Below are 17,735 nucleotides of genomic sequence, written 5' to 3'. Positions count from 1 at the left end.
CTTCGGAAAATTCAGTCCGGATATATCTTGTATTTTATAAAGGTTTTTAGTTTTGAACGCCTCCCATTCCGCCTTGCTCCTCTTTTTTCACATCATCATTTTTCACTCCTTTTTTAGGTTGTGTGAATTTCAACTTACCGAAGTTATAGCTGAAGTTTACGCCGAAGGAGCGCAATGGATAATGGATATTAGTTGTCTGTTCGTAGTTGCTTCCTTTATTTACCGTGTTGATCACTAAATCACGGCTAAAAGGGTTCAGGACATTCAGTCCGATACTTGCTTTTTTCTTCATGATTTCTTTTTTCAGCGCCCCACCATAGAAATACATCGCATCTGTTTTACCCTGAAAAGTTCTTCTTGGAGAATTTACTACGCCCCAGAGCTCTGTATTCCATCCACCGGGTAAAGCATAAGCAGAACGGAAGAAGGCAGTATAATTTACAAAAGTGCCTGTATTAACATTGCTGGCCTGATTGTTCACTTCATAAGTGTTCAGCCCAAGGTTTGTCATTAAGGTCCATTTTGGCTTAGGATTGTAACTCGCGAATACGTTCATACCATAAGACTGACTTCTGCCGATATTCAGGTAGGTAGTTAAAAAGCGCTGGCCATCTGCTTCCGTTCCGGGAATCGGTAAAATGGCACTTTCAATCACGTCCTTTGTAGTCCGGTAAAAAACTGAAGCATTGATCACAGAACCTTTAATAAAAGTAGAATAGCCCAATTCCATGTTTTGGGTGATTTCCGGATCTAATTCCGGATTACCACGCATCACATTATATTGATCACTTTTGTTTTCAAAAGGATTCAAATAAAACAAACTTGGACGTTGAATTCTTTTATTATAACTCAACTTTATACTACTTCCACCTTTTAATGCCTGCGATAAAACCGCACTCGGGAACAGGTTCATATAATCCTTATCATATTTATCCTTATGACCGGACATCGCATTGATATCGGTATACTCTCCCCTTAATCCTGCTTTAGCAGTAATTTTCTTGCCAAGTTTAAAACCTAATACTCCATAAGCAGAAGCTACCTTCTGGTCATAATCAAAATCCTGTAAGCTTTCTCCGTAATTACTGATGATGTTCCTGGAGATCCCTTTGATTCCGGTTTCTAAAGTTGTCGTTTTACTGATTGGATAGACATAATCTGATTGCAAGGTATACTCATTATTTTTCCCGGTATTAGATCCATCGTTAATCAGGTCGGGAAGCATTACCCCCGGACCTCCGGGAGTCGGGAAAAACGGCTCGCTAAATATTGTTCTGTTGCTGTAATCACTGGTATTTCTTCCGGTAGTGAGCTGTGCAGAAACACTAAACTCCTCTCCTTCTTTTTTACTGGTTTTCCTGTAATCGATATTCCAATCCAAATTATTGAACCCCATATCCATATCTCTGATATTTACAGAAGGGAAACCATTGGTTAAAACATTAGAACTCCCCGGACCGCCATTAGAGAAGCGGTTTATCTTTACATTACTACTGATGTTATGGTAATTATTGAAATCATAATCTACCCCTACGCTACCATTATAGCCTACACGCGACCATTTTGAATAACCATCCTGGGAAACCGTACTCAAGCTCCCATCGCTTAAAACAGACTTATTAAAAGAACGCACCAACGAGTTTTGAGGATAAGCATGGTTTACACCCAGACTTCCTGTCAGGGATAAACGTCCGGTTTTAGCATTCAGGTTAAAGGCACCATTGTTAGAACGTGTACCTACCGAGGTGTTCACACTTCCACTGGTTCCTTCTGCTGATTTCTTTTTCGTGATGATATTCACGATACCGCCAGAACCTTCCGCATCATATTTTGCCGATGGACTGGTGATCACCTCCACACTTTTTATCTGCTCCGCAGGAATCATTTTTAAGGCATCAGCCACACTGTTGGCCATCGTGCCGGATGGTTTCCCATTGATCAATACCCTTACCGCACTTCCTCTCATTTGAAGATTTCCGTTTACATCTACGGATAACATCGGAACCTTACGCATCACATCTGTGGCATCACCACCCGCGTTTGTAATGTCCTGCTCCGCATTGTATACGATTTTATCTACTTTGTTTTCAATCAATGCCGCCTGACCGCTAATTTCCACTTCTTTCAGGTTACTTGCGGTTGGGCTGAGGTAAATCGTTCCTACGTTTAAATCAGGTTTCCCCGGCGTGGTTTTTACGGTAATGATTTTTGTTTTGTAGCCCATAAATCCGATAGACAGCTTATAGTCTTCCGGACTGATATTTGACAACGTCAGCCTTCCGCGCTCGTCTGTTACTGCGCCGTTTACAGATTTATTATCTTTGTTTTTTATTAGGGATACAGTAGCATAATCAATGGGCTTTTTGGTAACCGAGTCCAGAATAACGGCGGTTATCCTTCCGGTAACCATTTTTTTAGCCGTCCCCCCGCCCATTGGAAACTGTGCATTTGCTCCAATCGTAAGGACCAGACCAAAAAATAAGAGTATAAGTTTTTTCATTTTAGGTTTTAGTTTTTAATCGCATCAATGAACTGGTCAGCTCAGCGCTTTCCCGTTTTTCAATTAGTCTAACGAAGGTAAATATTGTTACAACTCCTGGCCATAGATTTTAGACTTCTGGCAATTATTTTACGGTGAATTGCATTTATTCACCGGTGAAAAGAATTTATGATTAATATTGAGCAACAAAAAATTTTGCAACAGGAATTTTAAAATATTTTTGCTGAAGAATACAATGGCCAATCGGGTTTAAATTATCGGGGCTTTATAGGGGCGTTACCCATGGGTTGGCGGGGCCTTGACGGGCTTGGTGCCTCAGAAAAGCCCGGGCAAAAGCACCCGGAGCAATCAAGGCTGAAGCGTTATTTCAGCTCAGCTCCCGCTTATTTCCACAAGCCTGCTCAAATGGGTCCTGAAATTCTTAAAGTGATATCGCGCAACCTCGCTTACAGACCATATAACCTGGCTGGTCCTTATAAATAAAAAGGCTCCGGACTTATGGTCCGGAGCCTGAAATCACTTGTATTTATATCCTTATTAGATCACAATATTTACAATACGGCCTTTCACGACAATCACCTTTTTAGGTATTTTACCTTCCAGGTATTTTTGCACCTGCTCATCTGCCAATACGATTTCTTCAATCTCTTTAGCTTCCAAGTTCAGACTTAAATTAAGGTTTAAGCGGGTTTTACCGTTCACTGACACCGGATAAGAGAACTCATCTTCTACCATAAAGGCTGGATTAAATTCCGGATATTTTGCATAAGATAAACTTCCTGCATCATTACCCAGGTTTGTCCAAAGTTCTTCACAGATATGCGGTGCATACGGAGAAAGCACTACGATTAAATCTTCCAAAACCTGACGGTTTTTACATTTCAGGTCAGTCAACTCATTAACCGCAATCATGAAGCTGGAAACAGAAGTATTGAAAGAGAAACGTTCCACATCATCCTGTACCTTTTTAATGATTTTATGCAATGCTTTTAACTCTGCTTTTGTAGGCACAGAATCACTCACATTGAATACCCATGCATCATTATGGAATAAACGCCAGAATTTGCGAAGGAATTTAAATACACCTTCAATTCCATTGGTATTCCATGGCTTACTTTGCTCCAATGGTCCTAAGAACATTTCGTACATTCTCAACGTATCTGCGCCATAGCTGGCGATCAATACATCAGGATTCACGACATTAAATTTAGATTTAGACATTTTCTCTACCTCTACTCCACAGATATATTTTCCGCCTTCAAGGATAAATTCCGCATCAGCAAATTCAGGTCTGAACAATTTAAACTGAGGGATATTCAGGATTTCATGCTCTACGATATTCACATCAACGTGTAGTGGCGTAGTTTTATAGTCTTTTTTCAGTCCGTAAGAAACTAAGGTATTGGTTCCTTTACCTTCTTCATCTACCACGCGGTAAACGAAGTTAGATCTTCCCTGGATCATCCCCTGGTTGATCAGTTTTTTGAATGGCTCTTCTACTTTTACATGTCCAAGATCTTTCAGGAATTTATTCCAGAAACGACTGTACAATAAGTGTCCGGTTGCATGTTCTGAGCCACCGATATACAAATCTACATCCTGCCAATATTCAATCGCCTCTTCCGAAGCAAAAGCAGATTTATTTTTAGCGTCCATGTAGCGGTACCAGTACCAGCTGGAACCTGCCCATCCTGGCATCGTACTCAATTCATATTCATACTGATCATCGTAGCTCCAGTCTTCTGCTCTTGCCAATGGTGGCTCTCCGCTTTCTGTTGGCAGATATTTATCGATTTCAGGAAGCAATAAAGGCAATTCTTCTTCCTTGATCAGGTATGGCAAGCCATTTTTGAAATATACAGGAATTGGCTCTCCCCAATAACGCTGACGACCAAAGATCGCATCACGCATGCGGTAGTTAATTTTCGCTTTTCCTACTCCTTGCTCTTCCAACCAGTTATTTAAGGTTTCTGTAGCTTCAGCATAAGCCATTCCGTTGATGAAACCGGAATTGATGTATTTACCTTCTTTAGTTGAATCCGCCTGAGTTTCGATATCTTTCTGACCATCCAAAATCTGTACAATTGGCAATTTGAAATTGGTTGCAAATAACCAGTCGCGCTGATCACCACTAGGCACGCCCATTACGGCACCAGTTCCATATCCTGCCAATACGTAATCTGCAATCCACAATTGTACGCGTTCTCCGCTTACCGGATTGATCACATACGTACCTGTAAATGCACCGGAAACGGTTTTTACATCAGCCATACGGTCTAATTCCGTTTTTTTCTTAGTTTGAGCAATGTAATTATTTACGCCATCCAATTGTTCTGGTTTGGTTAAAGCAATCACTAATTCATGCTCTGGTGCCAGTACCAGGTAAGAAACACCAAAAATCGTGTCTACGCGGGTGGTGAATACTTCGATAAAATCGGTACCTAAACCGGTTAGATCTTCAGCGCCTTCGATTTTAAAGCGAACGCTTGCGCCCACACTTTTACCAATCCAGTTGCGTTGCATTTCTTTTACTGGTTCCGGCCAGTCAATGGTGTTTAAGCCTTGCAACAATCGCTCTGCATAAGCCGAAATACGCATACTCCACTGCATCATTTTCTTTTGCTCTACCGGATGGCCACCACGTTCTGAGTAACCACCGATCACCTCATCATTAGCCAATACAGTTCCTAATGCCGCGCACCAGTTCACCGTACTTTCTCTAAGATAAGTTAAGCGGTATTTTAACAGCTCTTCCTGTTTTTCTTCCGGAGTCATTGCTGCCCAGTCGCTAGGTAGGAAAGACTTTGTATCTTCATCGCAAACCGCTTTTACATCAGCGCTTCCCGAAGCATTAAATTTTTCTATTAAGCTGGTGATGTCTTCCGCACGGTCAGTTTCCTTGTTATACCAGGAATTGAAAAGTTGCATAAAGATCCATTGTGTCCATTTATAATATTCAGGATCACTGGTACGCACTTCTTTACTCCAATCAAAAGAGAAACCGATCTGATCCAGTTGTCTTCTGTAAGTATTGATGTTTACTTCCGTTGTTAATGCCGGATGTTGTCCCGTTTGAATGGCATATTGTTCTGCCGGCAAACCGAAGGAATCGTATCCCATCGGATGCAATACATTGTATCCTTTTAACCTTTTATATCTGGTAAATATATCGGAAGCAATATAACCGAGTGGGTGACCAACATGCAAACCTGCTCCTGATGGGTAAGGAAACATGTCGAGTACGTAAAATTTAGGTTTTACAGAATGATCTTCTGCTTTAAACGTTTGATTTTTAGCCCAAAACTCTTGCCACTTTTGTTCTATTTCTTTAAATTGATAATCCATTACAGCTATGCCTTATATATAGCGCGAAAATAAGGAAATAAAGGTTGGATCAGAAACCCTTTCTAAAATAGCCGGGGTAAGGAGGTAAAATGGGGTATTATTACTGGTTCTTAATGGTGATTACTTGATCCCAAATCTGCCGAAGAGTAAATGTTTTGGCATTTTATTTTCTGGTGCATTATAAATACTGTGGTGTCCGGAAGCCAGAAAAGCTACCATGCAGGCGATGGCCACATACCATCCGCAGGAAATACCGAACAGTTCGAAAGCCATGATGCAACAGGCGACCGGCGTTTTGGCTGCTCCGGCAAATACAGCTACAAAGCCCATTCCGGCTAGTAATCCTACTGGCAAAGGAAGAATAATCGACAATGCACTGCCAAGTGTGGCGCCAATAAAAAACAGCGGGGTAACCTCTCCGCCTTTAAATCCGGCGGCAAGGGTGATGGAGGTCAGCAGGATCTTAAAAGCGAAATCCTGCGGTTGCGAAGGCTGATGAAAAGCATCAACAATCACAGGTATTCCCAGCCCGATGTATTTATAAGTTCCCAACAGCAACACGATTCCGAGTACGACAAGACCGCCGGCTACGGGACGAATTGGTGCATATTTTAGCTTTTTGAAAACAAAAGAAAGTAAATCTGTGAGCCTGACAAAGGAAATTGCGGCAATACTGAATGTCAGTCCGGCCAAAATGCTATAAAAAACACCCATCAGTGAAATATCGGGGATCTGCCCTACCTGGTAATGGGTATGTTCTACTCCCCGGAGTCCGGTAACATAAGCACCAATAAAAGCTGATAGAATTGCAGGGTAAATTGATTTTTGAGGGATTTTGCCCAGAAGCAATACTTCAATTCCAAAAATTGCCCCTGCCCATGGTGTTCCAAAAACAGCAGCAAATCCCGCACTTAATCCTGCGATTAGCAGAATTTTTCGATCGGAAGGGATGAGTTGAAAAGGTCGGTGTAATTGGTCGGCAGTAGCGGCAGCCATTTGTAAGGCGGTCCCCTCTCTCCCTGCGGATCCTCCAAATAAATGGGTGATGATGGTCCCAAATAACACTAAAGGTGTCATTTTAAATGGGATAATATCTTTAGGATTGTGAATTGTGTCAAAAATCAGATTATTACCTCTTTCTACAGTTTTCCCTTTATGGTAATAGATCAGCCCGATAAAAAATCCTGCTAGCGGCAACAGGTAAATGATTTGGGGATGATGGTTTCGGAAGTCTGTTACTAAATTTAAAAGGCTTAAAAACAAGGCGGAGAGTATTCCCGCAGCAGCTCCAACCAACAAGCTGAGTATCGTCCATTTTAGTAAATAACTGATAATGGTATCCTGGTTAAGAAATCGGAGTATCAGGCTTGAAAAATTGGTATTGTTTTCCGTCATAAATAAGCCTGTTCATTTTAAAAAGCAAAAGGCTTAAGGCAAATATAAAAAAAGCTGCCCATATTGTTTTGAAAACAAAAGGGCAGCTCTTAGCTAATAGGGATGCTATTATCTTTTACCAGAATGAGACTGTGTTTTGGTAGAACCTGCATTGTATTTTACAAGCATTGGGGTTGTATTTCACAATACCTAAAGATATTTAAACTTGCTGTTGCCTGTTTTTTACCGGGTCAAATGATTTTCTGTTTATATTATCTCCGCAGGGAATATTTTCTGGTTTCTTTAGGATTGGAACCATCTACGGTTGCAGTGAATTCAAAGCTATTGTCGGTAATGCTATTGATTGTACTGTGAAGTACTTTACCAGAAAAGACCATATTGATATCATCGGTTGCTAAAACGGCATAAGTTCCAAGTGAACGTTCTGTACCAATATTTACATCTAACTGATCTTTTTCGTCATTACGAAACTCAAAAAAATCGGTCGGTAAGCCTACATAAGTACTCGTTGCTCCTCCGGCAATTGTGGTCTCTACTTTACTGACCAGCCATTTTCCTTCTACTTTCTTTTTTAATGATCTTGATTCTCCGGTTTCCTTTTTACATCCGGTGGTAATTCCTGCAATCATAAATAGTAGCACTGTAGCGAAAGTAAGTTGTTTTTTCATAGGTTCATTTGTTGTGTTTCAATTGGTTTAACGCAATTGGTTTGATTGATTTTTTGATTTTTTTGGTGGATCCGGAATTCGTATTACGACGGGTTTTCCGTTTCCGACCTTGCGGTCAACAGGAAAAGAACGTTAAAAATTCCATTTTGGTACAAAAATGTTACACAACACTTACCAACATCTTACATTTTCCCTTAAAAAACTGAGCGTAAAACTGATAGTTTTAAACTATTTTGGTCGATCAGGCGTTGTAGTTTTGAAGATTAAAAAGGGATAAAGGCTATAATTTTAAATTAGTTGCTTATATTTTTTTATTTTCGCACAACATAAAAACACATACATGGAAGAATTTGAAGTTAGCGATGCTTCTAAGAAGACAAAAACCATTTATATTTCTACGATTTTCAGTATAGCTTTAGTGCTATTGATGCTGGGCATGTTGGGTTTGATTTTAGTACATGCAAAAAATCTTTCCAACTACGTTAAAGAAAATATAGTATTGAACATCATTGTGGACGAAGGCGCAAAAGAAGCGGATGTTTTAACTTTCCAAAAGGAGTTAAATGCCAATCCAGCCATCAAAAACACGCAATATGTAAATAAAGAAATGGCCGCGAAAAACCTGACAGCAGATCTGGGTGAAGATTTCGTGAACTTTTTAGGGTATAACCCATTACTTTCTACAGTAGATGTTTATTTGAAGGCTGACTATGCCAACAATAAAAGCATTGATGAGCTAAAAGCGAGTATTGCAAAAAACCCGGTGGTTAAAGAGGTGATTTATCAGAGTTCTTTAATCGACATGGTCAATAAAAACATCAATACCATTGGTTTGATTATCCTTGCTTTTGCAGCGATTCTACTGATCATTTCTATTGCTTTGATCAATAACACCATCCGCCTGGCCATTTATTCGCAACGCTTTTTAATTAAAAGTATGCAATTGGTGGGCGCTACCCGAAACTTTATCCGCAAGCCATTCATTTTACTGGCTGCATTGCATGGTTTAATCGCTGCATTTATCGCGATCTTAATTCTGTTGGGCATTTTATACTATGCACAAAGAGAGATTCCTGAGATCATCATTCTAAGAAATTATACAGAATTTGGTATTGTATTGCTGAGCCTTGTAGGCATTGGTATCTTTATTACTGCGATCAGCACTGCCTTTGCAGTCAGCAAATATTTACGTTTAAAAATTTACGACCTTTATAACTAATGACAGAGAAAAAAACAGCTCCTGTAAATCAGGAAAGCAAATCTGAACTTGTTTTTACAAAAAAGAACTACCAATTGCTATTGATCAGCATCGCGATTGTAGTATTGGGCTTTATCTTAATGATGGGCACTACTGATATTTACGACTTCAGAAAAACCACCCTTGCACCAATGACTGTGCTGTTTGGCTTTGCCTTTGGAGTTTATGCTATTCTTAAAAAATAACCCGCCTACATGAATTATTTACAGGCCTTTATCCTCGCTGTTATAGAGGGGTTAACGGAGTTTTTGCCAGTTTCTTCTACCGGCCACATGGTGATTGCCAGTGCAGTCATGGGAATTGGAAACGATGAATTTGTTAAACTATTTGAAATTGCCATACAGCTAGGTGCTATTCTCGCCGTTGTAGTGTTGTATTGGAAAAAGTTTTTTGACTTTAGCAAATGGCAGTTTTATGTGAAACTGCTGATTGCCGTGATTCCGGCCTTAGGATTCGGGTATTTATTGAATGACTTTATTGATGATAAATTAGGAAGTCCGGTGTTTATTGCCGTGATCTTGTTAATAGGTGGTATTGTACTGCTATTTATCGACAAAATGTTCAAAAATCCGGAAATCCATCATGAAGCAGACATCACAAATATGTCGGCTTTTAAAATCGGTTGTTTCCAGGTGTTGGCAGTCGTGTTTCCAGGTTTAAGCAGAAGTGCAGCCACCATTATCGGCGGTATGCAACAGAAACTAACCAGACATGCTGCCGCAGAATTTTCCTTCTTTTTAGCCGTACCCACCATGTGTGCTGCAACAGGATATAAGCTTTTAAAAGGCGCGCACCTGCTAAATGGAGAAAACATCAAGCTCTTGCTTTTTGGAAACCTGATTGCTTTTATTGTGGCCATTATTGCCATTAAATCATTTATCGGATTTTTATCAAAACATGGTTTCCGTGTTTTTGGTTATTACAGGATAGTAATCGGCGTGGTGATTCTCGCACTTTATTTCTCCGGGATCGACCTGACGGTACTTTAAATTATAATTTCCGTAATTTTAGGATGCCTGATGGTGTTTTTTAATTACAAAAAAAGTTGATTGAGGTCATTTGGTTTTGATTAAGATTCCTTAATTACCATTTTAATCAGAATTATGATCGGTAGCAATGCTAATCAGTATCCTGATCAACCAGATAAAATATTACAAAGAAAACGTATTAAAAATAGCGTGTATTGCAATGACAGAGAGTGAAAATAACTTAAATACGAAGACCTTTCCAGACTTTAATTTTGCGGAAGGTGAATTGTTACTCATCAATAAGCCTTATCAATGGACCAGCTTTGATGTAGTTGGAAAAATCAGAAACTCGCTAAAACCTTTAAAAGTTAAGGTGGGTCATGCAGGCACTTTGGATCCCCTGGCCACAGGATTACTGATCCTTTGTACCGGGAAATTAACCAAGCAAATTGATACTTTTCAAGCAGAGGAAAAAGAATATACAGGAACCATGATCCTGGGTGCTTCTACTCCTTCTTTCGATATGGAGACTGTTGTGGATCAGGAATATCCTTTAGAGGGCTTAACTGAGGAAGCAATATATGCGGCTACAGCGCCTTTTACAGGCGATATTCAACAATATCCACCGGCACATTCTGCGGTTAAAGTGAACGGTGAACGTTTGTATGTAAAGGCTCGTCGTGGGGAAGAAACTGAACTTCGTCTGCGCTTTGTGACGGTTTCAGCTTTCGAAATCACACGTATTGCACTACCTGAAGTTGATTTCAGGATTGTTTGCAGTAAGGGAACTTACATCAGGTCCCTGATCTCTGATTTTGGAAAACATTTAAACAATGGTGCTTACTTATCGGTTTTAACACGTACGCGTAGTGGGAGTTTCTCCTTAGAAAATGCTTATGAAGTGGCAGATTTAGTAGCTCACCTGCGTAGTAAAAAAGAATTACCGGCCTCTCCAGTAGAGCCTCAAATATAATATGTGATGCAAAGCCATTTTAAAAGTAAAAATGCAAGGTCTTTGAAAGACTTCTTATTGATTACTTGTGGCGTTGTGTCTGCCTGTTTCGGCTTAAAAAGCTTTTTGATCCCCAGTGGTTTTATTGATGGTGGAGTCACAGGTATTTCTCTTTTGATCAGTACGCTGACCGGTTGGAAACTCTCCTACCTGATCGTACTGATCAATGTTCCTTTTATTATTCTAGGTTACAGGCAAATTGGAAAAGCATTTGCCTTTAAAACGGCCCTGGCGATTACCGCACTGGCTATTTTTCTGGTGGTCCTTCCTTTTAAACCCGTTACCCATGTTCCTTTACTGATCGCATTTTTTGGCGGCTTCTTTCTTGGTGGTGGGATTGGTTTGGCGATGCGAGGCGGTTGTGTGATTGATGGCACCGAGGTATTGGCCTTGTACATCAGCAGAAACAGTATGCTCACCGTAGGAAATATCATTCTGGTATTGAACATCTTTATCTTCTCTTTTGCAGCGATATTCCTGGGTATGGAAACAGCCATGTACGCGATTTTAACCTACCTGTCTGCCACAAAGACCATTGATTTTGTGGTGAACGGCCTGGAGCAGTATACCGGAGTAACGATCATCTCTGATAAAAGTGATGAGATTAAAGAATACGTTATTGGAACGATGAAACGTGGGGTTACAGTTTACAAGGGCGAAGGTGGTTATGGGATAAAAAAAGACATTGACATTCTGTATACAGTTCTGACCAAACTGGAAATCGGGAAATTACAAACGGAAATCAGAAATATTGATCCGGATGCTTTTGTAGTCCAGCAACAGATTGCAGATATTAAAGGAGGTGTGGTATTGAAACGCCAGGCCTTGCATTAACGGTTAACTTTCCTCATTAACCGGAAATTTAAATTGAGCCGATGATGAACACTGGAACGCTCAATTGATAGACAAGATGAAACAACCAGGCATCAAAACCTACAGCAATAATAAACCTGCAGCAACAATAAAAATCTTAAAACAAGCTGATGAAAACATATCACCATCTTTCTGAGTTTAAAAAATTAGACAATGCCGTTGCCACCATAGGAACTTTCGACGGGGTACATTACGGGCATCAGAAAATCATCAAAAGACTTTGTGAACTGGCAAAATCTACCGGTGGCGAGAGTGTGATCTTAACCTTTTTTCCTCACCCAAGAATGATCATTGATCCCGAGAACCAGGATTTGAAACTGATCAATACTATAGATGAAAAAATAAAGATACTTACCGGACTAGGCGTAGATCATTTGATCATCACGCCTTTCACCAGAGACTTTTCCAACCTTAGCCCTGGTGATTACATTAAAAATATTTTAGTGGACACGATAGGCATTAAACAGCTGATTGTAGGTTACGACCATCGCTTTGGGAAAGACCGGAAAGGTGGCATGCAGGAACTGGAAATGTTATCCAAACAATTCGATTATAAAATCGAAGAAATCGCAGAACAGGATATAGATGATGTGGGCGTGAGCTCTACAAAAATCAGAAAAGCATTACTGAATGGCGAAGTGGCATTGGCGGCAAACTACCTGGGCTATAATTTCTCTATCCATGGCAGAGTCATTAAAGGCGATAAAATCGGTCGTACGATCGGTTTTCCAACTGCTAATATTTTTCTGGAAGAAACCTATAAACTGATCCCTTCGGATGGTATTTATGCGGTTACCATCGATATGGGCAGCGAGTCTTATAAAGGAATGGCCTATATCGGACAACGTCCAACAATCAATGGGATGACCAGAAACATTGAGGTGAACATTTTTGACTTCAACAAGGAAATCTATGGTCAGTATATTACGATGACTTTCCTGGAGTTTTTACGCCATGATGTGAAATTTACCGGCTTGGAAACGCTTAAAATCCAACTTCATCAGGATAAATTAGATACACTCGCTTATTTCGAAAAAAGGAAATAAACGGCATTTAAAAGCCTTTTTACTACGAAAAAAGGCTTTTTTTTGCTATATTTACCTCAATGAGGCTTTTGTTATCTGCTATATTTTTCGTTTTCAGCCAGGTAATTTCCTTGCAAACCGCACAAGGAAAAGGTGTAGCTCAGGTAAGCCCTTATGTGAGCAAATCCAATTTCAACACCAAAAAGCATTACCTAAATCCACTTTCTAAAGATCGTACTTCTCTAAAGAAGGCGTTTTTGGAAGACCTTACCTATATCAGTCATCCAACACAAAAGCATTCCATTACCCCCTGGTTCTTTCTAAGAGGAACCGATAAAACTTTATATATCCCCCTGGTGGTCATCAGGACTTATCATGTATTTCAGAATTTTGGGTATTCATATATTTTCAATTTTCTGTATCCTAAGCATGTTTTTTGGTAGTTAAAAATCGTCGAAATCTGATCGATATTATTTCATAACTTTAAAAAAACACATTTTATATGATACATTTACCCGTATTAATCACCGACTTAGGTTTAATACTTGCCGCAGCTGCGATCACTACCCTGTTATTTAAAAAAATTAAACAACCACTGGTATTGGGTTATATCCTCGCCGGACTACTGGTTGGCCCACATATCAACTTTATCCCTACTGTTACCGATAATGCCAGCATCACCATCTGGGCGGAAATTGGTGTAATCTTCTTACTTTTTAGCTTAGGACTGGAATTCAGTTTCAAAAAGCTGGTAAAGGTTGGAGGTTCCGCCTCCATTACCGCCATCGTAGAGGTTGTCTTTATGTTGTTGATTGGTTTTGCCGCCGGAATGGCCATGGGCTGGTCTACGATGGATAGTATCTTCCTTGGGGGTATCCTTTCTGTTTCTTCTACTACAATCATTATACGTGCATTTGAAGAGCTTGGCGTGAAACATAAGAAGTTCGCCGGATTGGTTTTCGGCGTCCTGATTGTAGAAGATTTAGTAGCCATTTTGTTATTGGTATTGTTGTCTACCCTTGCCGTGAGTCAGCAGTTTGCCGGTGCCGACATGCTGATCTCTATTTTAAAACTAGGTTTCTTCCTGATTTTATGGTTCATTGGCGGTATCTTCTTAGTGCCTACTTTCCTGAAAGCAACAAAGAAACTGATGAATGATGAGACCATGCTGATTGTATCCATTGCTTTGTGTTTATTGATGGTGCTATTGGCCGTTAAAGTAGGGTTCTCCCCTGCCCTTGGTGCCTTTATCATGGGCTCCATCTTAGCAGAAACCACGCAGGCTGAACGTATAGAACACCTGACAAAATCAGTAAAAGATCTTTTTGCAGCGATATTTTTCGTATCCGTAGGGATGATGATCAATCCAAGTATCCTGATCGATTATGCGGTTCCAATTTTGGTGATTACTGTAGCTACGATTTTAGGAAAGTTCCTGAGCTCTGGTATGGGGGCACTACTTTCTGGTCAGCCATTAAAAACTTCCGTACAAACAGGTTTGAGTCTGGCGCAAATCGGAGAGTTTTCATTTATTATTGCCACGCTAGGTTTAACACTAAAAGTAACCAGTGATTTCCTATACCCTATCGCGGTAGCCGTATCTGCAATTACTACGTTTACGACCCCTTATTTAATTCAGGCCTCTGAACCTTTTTACAATTTTCTGGAACGAACGCTGCCGAAAAGATGGGTGGAAGCGATCAATAGATACAGTTCAAGTACGGCTGGTATTACAACTATGAGCGACTGGAAAGTATTGTTGAAGTCTTATACTTTCAATACGATCATTCACTCGGTAATTCTTATTGCCATCGTTTTCCTGGGTTCAAAATACCTGCAACCTTTTATTACTAAAAACATCATCAATGGTCACAATGGAATTATCATCAGTTTAATCCTGACATTGATCATTATGACGCCTTTCTTATGGGCATTGGCAATTAGAAAAATAGAGAAAAAAGCTTATTCGCATTTATGGTTGAATAAGAAATATACACGTGGCCCATTGGTGGCTTTAGAGGTGTTGAGGATTTCATTAGCCTTATTCTTTGTCGGCTTCCTGATCTACCAGTTCTACAGCAACTGGATCGCCGTAGTAGTGGCCATTGCATTGATTATCCTGGGCATGTTCATCTTCTCCAGAAAACTACAAGGTTTCTATAATAAGATGGAAAGTAGGTTCCTGTTGAACCTGAATGCACGTGAAAAGCAAAACGAACAACCGGAAATCCTGCCCTGGGATACCCACCTTGCCGAACTGGTAGTGGCTCCGGAATCGGAACTTGTCGGCAAAACATTAATCGATTTGTCCATCAGAGAAAAATATGGGATCAATATCGCTTTAATTGAACGCGGGAAAATCATGATTCCTACGCCGGGAAGAGATGAGAGATTGTATCCGAATGATAAGGTTCTGGTGATCGGTACGGATGATCAGCTGGCCGCTATCAAACCTTTATTTGAAGGGATAAAAGAAGAATTACTGGAGGAATCCAACTTCCCTAAAAAAGACATGACTCTTCAAAAGATTGTGATCACGAGTAGCTCTCCGGTATATGGACAGAGTATTCGTAGCTCTGGAATCAGAGAAAAAACGCAGGGACTGGTTGTTGGCGTGGAGAGACAAGGAGAAAGAATTTTAAATCCGGATTCGAATCTGATCTTTGAAAATGAAGATATTGTGTGGATTGTAGGTAACAGTAAGAAGGTTCCGGAGTTATTCAATTAACCGGAAATTTTCATCCTGATGGCTGCAAAGCCCACAAAAAATTTGCAATGCCCCCAAAAAAGTTTCTGACTTTTTTGGGGGCATTTTTATGAGATCGTATTGCCGCAAATTTATAAGCATTTTATTAGATTGTTCTGGTTGACTTAATTCAGGGGGTATTTGTACCGAGCAGCAGTTTAAAAAGCATTTTACAGGACTGATCTGATTGACTTAATCAAGGGGTATTTATATTGAGCAGAATTCTTAGAAAGCATTTTACAAGGCAGTATTATCTGCCAACTTCAAGAACAGGAACTATTGAAGAGGGCTATTTCGCTGCGAAAAACAATTAAATCCAAATCACTATACGATAAATCGTTTATAAGCGTAATTTAGCATTATACTTTTTAAAAGCCTTAATACATTTTAATGAAAATAGATTCCGAAAAAAGTGAGTTTTTAGAGGAGATGCTGGAACATTGGCAGGAAAAAAAGTTACTGAGTCCGGCTGATGTGGAAAAGTTACGCAACAGTTATGAAACGAAACATTTTGACTGGAGAAGGTTAGCGCAGTACTCGTTTTGGATTGCTATGGCTTGTGGGGTAATCTCGCTCGGCGCATTACTGGTAGACAATGTAGTACTCCATTACCTCGAAAGCTTATATGAAACCTCTGATGGCGTCATCAGTCTGCTTTCTGCAATTGCTGCCGGTTATCTTTATTTTCTTAGTTTCAAAAGAAAAAAGACACAGTCACAACAGGTATTTAGCAATGAAGCACTTGTATTTACAGCTGTTATGCTCACCGCCAATTCGATTGCTTATTTAGGAAAAGCCATTCATGCCGGTGGCACTCACTTTTCCCTGCTGCTGCTGATTGCAGTATTCATTTATGGCATTCTGGCTTATATTTTTCAATCCAGGCTGATCTGGGCCTTTATGTTGATTTCCCTCGGTGCCTGGTTCGGAACAGAAAGTGGTTATCTATCGAGAGGAAACTGGTATTTTATAGGAATGAACTACCCACTGCGCTTTGTGTGCTTTGGCCTGGTACTGACCGCTCTTTCTTTCCTTATGAAAGGTTCTGCTGATACGATCAATAACTTTTCTTTATTTGGCAAAAAAACGAAGAGGACTAAACCTGGTTCCGCGGCTGTTTCCTCAACTGATACCAATTCCGTAGATCTGTCAATGAGCGCTTCAGTTATATTGGCCAATACAACAGATAAACCTGTAAAACATCCAGTTCATTCCATAAATGAGGGGGGCAAATCTGCCGATGAGACAGTTAATTCTGTGGAACAGTCCACAAACTCAATAGATCAGGCCACAAATTCAGTAGGTCGGACCACAAAATCAGCAAAGAAGGATGCAGGTCTAATGCCTTCCAATAGAAGCATAGGTCACTTTTTCCAGGTCACTTATATCATAGGAATGATGTATCTGTTTTTCTCCCTCTGGTTGCTTTCTGTATTTGGAAATTTCGGAACATTATCAGAATGGTATGGCGTAAAACAACTCAGTTTATTCTATTGGGCCATCATTTCTGCGGCAGCCTGCGTGATCAGTATGTTTGTTGGCTTAAAATACCGGGATGATATTGCCAGAGAATTCGGCATTACCTTTCTTTTCATCAACCTCTACACTCGTTATTTTGAATATTTCTGGGACAGCTGGCATAAGGCACTTTTCTTTTGCGTTCTTGCAGCCTCCTTCTGGATCATCGGAAGAAGAGCCGAAAAGATATGGAACCTTGAATTTTTAAAGCAATAAAACTTTAGTCCTCCCTTAAAGTTTCAAAGTTTTAGTACTCCTTAAAGTGCTTAAACTTTTTACTCATTTGATGCTCACTCATTTGAAGGAGACGCTGTTTTCATAAGCAAGCACATAGGTACTGATAGCTATGTGCTCCTACCTGCTGCCGTAGAGAATTTACTTATTTAATGCCATAGATATGTTTTCTTAGCCGTGTCACAGACGTATT

Annotated in this window: 13 protein-coding genes; 9 read left to right on the top strand and 4 right to left on the bottom strand. The window is 40.1% G+C overall.

Annotated elements, in window-relative coordinates:
* Positions 1-46: 46 nt before the first annotated feature.
* The 4 genes from OQX61_RS07245 to OQX61_RS07230 form a co-directional block, all read right to left on the bottom strand.
* The gene (locus OQX61_RS07245; RefSeq protein WP_265840986.1) at positions 47-2,500 is read right to left on the bottom strand and encodes an outer membrane beta-barrel family protein; all 2,454 of its coding nucleotides are present in this window, start codon (positions 2,498-2,500) and stop codon (positions 47-49) included.
* A 537-nt stretch (positions 2,501-3,037) separates the two neighbouring features.
* Positions 3,038-5,845: a leucine--tRNA ligase gene (leuS, locus tag OQX61_RS07240; RefSeq protein ID WP_265840985.1), complete on the bottom strand. Its 2,808-nt coding sequence runs from the start codon at positions 5,843-5,845 to the stop codon at positions 3,038-3,040.
* Positions 5,846-5,965: 120 nt separating this feature from the next.
* Entirely contained in the window at positions 5,966-7,240 is a 1,275-nt protein-coding gene (locus tag OQX61_RS07235; RefSeq protein ID WP_265840984.1) for a chloride channel protein, read from the bottom strand.
* Between the two features lie 251 nt (positions 7,241-7,491).
* Positions 7,492-7,908, bottom strand: coding sequence for a hypothetical protein (locus tag OQX61_RS07230; protein WP_265840983.1), 417 nt, complete (start codon positions 7,906-7,908; stop codon positions 7,492-7,494).
* A 340-nt stretch (positions 7,909-8,248) separates the two neighbouring features.
* Between OQX61_RS07230 and OQX61_RS07225 the strand changes: the two genes are divergently transcribed.
* From OQX61_RS07225 to OQX61_RS07185, 9 genes are all read left to right on the top strand, one after another.
* Positions 8,249-9,127 (top strand): permease-like cell division protein FtsX, encoded by an 879-nt coding sequence (locus tag OQX61_RS07225; RefSeq protein WP_265840982.1) that lies wholly within the window; start codon positions 8,249-8,251, stop codon positions 9,125-9,127.
* Positions 9,127-9,351: a DUF3098 domain-containing protein gene (locus tag OQX61_RS07220; protein ID WP_187667648.1), complete on the top strand. Its 225-nt coding sequence runs from the start codon at positions 9,127-9,129 to the stop codon at positions 9,349-9,351. Before OQX61_RS07225 ends, OQX61_RS07220 begins: the two co-directional genes overlap by 1 nt.
* Before the next feature lie 9 nt (positions 9,352-9,360).
* On the top strand, positions 9,361-10,155 hold the full coding sequence (locus OQX61_RS07215; RefSeq protein ID WP_265840981.1) for an undecaprenyl-diphosphate phosphatase: 795 nt from the start codon (positions 9,361-9,363) through the stop codon (positions 10,153-10,155).
* Between the two features lie 199 nt (positions 10,156-10,354).
* Complete coding sequence (gene truB / locus OQX61_RS07210; RefSeq protein WP_265841636.1) at positions 10,355-11,107, top strand: tRNA pseudouridine(55) synthase TruB; 753 nt, start codon at positions 10,355-10,357, stop codon at positions 11,105-11,107.
* Positions 11,108-11,113: 6 nt separating this feature from the next.
* A complete protein-coding gene (locus OQX61_RS07205) occupies positions 11,114-11,980 on the top strand; it encodes a YitT family protein (protein ID WP_265840980.1) in 867 nt (288 codons plus the stop codon).
* A 149-nt stretch (positions 11,981-12,129) separates the two neighbouring features.
* Positions 12,130-13,065, top strand: a complete 936-nt coding sequence (locus OQX61_RS07200; RefSeq protein WP_265840979.1) for a bifunctional riboflavin kinase/FAD synthetase — start codon at positions 12,130-12,132, stop codon at positions 13,063-13,065.
* 59 nt (positions 13,066-13,124) lie between these two features.
* Positions 13,125-13,487, top strand: coding sequence for a hypothetical protein (locus OQX61_RS07195; RefSeq protein ID WP_265840978.1), 363 nt, complete (start codon positions 13,125-13,127; stop codon positions 13,485-13,487).
* A gap of 59 nt (positions 13,488-13,546) precedes the next feature.
* Complete coding sequence (locus tag OQX61_RS07190; RefSeq protein ID WP_265840977.1) at positions 13,547-15,772, top strand: cation:proton antiporter; 2,226 nt, start codon at positions 13,547-13,549, stop codon at positions 15,770-15,772.
* Between the two features lie 408 nt (positions 15,773-16,180).
* Positions 16,181-17,524, top strand: coding sequence for a DUF2157 domain-containing protein (locus OQX61_RS07185; protein ID WP_265840976.1), 1,344 nt, complete (start codon positions 16,181-16,183; stop codon positions 17,522-17,524).
* Positions 17,525-17,735: the final 211 nt, after the last annotated feature.

This window comes from Pedobacter sp. PLR (genome assembly GCF_026239675.1).
Classification (GTDB): Bacteria; Bacteroidota; Bacteroidia; order Sphingobacteriales; family Sphingobacteriaceae; genus Pedobacter.
Note: the sequence above shows the minus strand (reverse complement) of the source record. Positions and strands in the feature narration are given on the sequence as shown.

Excerpts from the sequence above, each read along its gene's own strand:
- OQX61_RS07245 (WP_265840986.1), bottom strand. The coding sequence starts at position 2,500 with ATGAAAAAACTTATACTCTTATTTTTTGGTCTGGTCCTTACGATTGGA.
- leuS (WP_265840985.1), bottom strand. The coding sequence starts at position 5,845 with ATGGATTATCAATTTAAAGAAATAGAACAAAAGTGGCAAGAGTTTTGG.
- OQX61_RS07235 (WP_265840984.1), bottom strand. The coding sequence starts at position 7,240 with ATGACGGAAAACAATACCAATTTTTCAAGCCTGATACTCCGATTTCTT.
- OQX61_RS07230 (WP_265840983.1), bottom strand. The coding sequence starts at position 7,908 with ATGAAAAAACAACTTACTTTCGCTACAGTGCTACTATTTATGATTGCA.
- OQX61_RS07225 (WP_265840982.1), top strand. The coding sequence starts at position 8,249 with ATGGAAGAATTTGAAGTTAGCGATGCTTCTAAGAAGACAAAAACCATT.
- OQX61_RS07220 (WP_187667648.1), top strand. The coding sequence starts at position 9,127 with ATGACAGAGAAAAAAACAGCTCCTGTAAATCAGGAAAGCAAATCTGAA.
- OQX61_RS07215 (WP_265840981.1), top strand. The coding sequence starts at position 9,361 with ATGAATTATTTACAGGCCTTTATCCTCGCTGTTATAGAGGGGTTAACG.
- truB (WP_265841636.1), top strand. The coding sequence starts at position 10,355 with ATGACAGAGAGTGAAAATAACTTAAATACGAAGACCTTTCCAGACTTT.
- OQX61_RS07205 (WP_265840980.1), top strand. The coding sequence starts at position 11,114 with ATGCAAAGCCATTTTAAAAGTAAAAATGCAAGGTCTTTGAAAGACTTC.
- OQX61_RS07200 (WP_265840979.1), top strand. The coding sequence starts at position 12,130 with ATGAAAACATATCACCATCTTTCTGAGTTTAAAAAATTAGACAATGCC.
- OQX61_RS07195 (WP_265840978.1), top strand. The coding sequence starts at position 13,125 with ATGAGGCTTTTGTTATCTGCTATATTTTTCGTTTTCAGCCAGGTAATT.
- OQX61_RS07190 (WP_265840977.1), top strand. The coding sequence starts at position 13,547 with ATGATACATTTACCCGTATTAATCACCGACTTAGGTTTAATACTTGCC.
- OQX61_RS07185 (WP_265840976.1), top strand. The coding sequence starts at position 16,181 with ATGAAAATAGATTCCGAAAAAAGTGAGTTTTTAGAGGAGATGCTGGAA.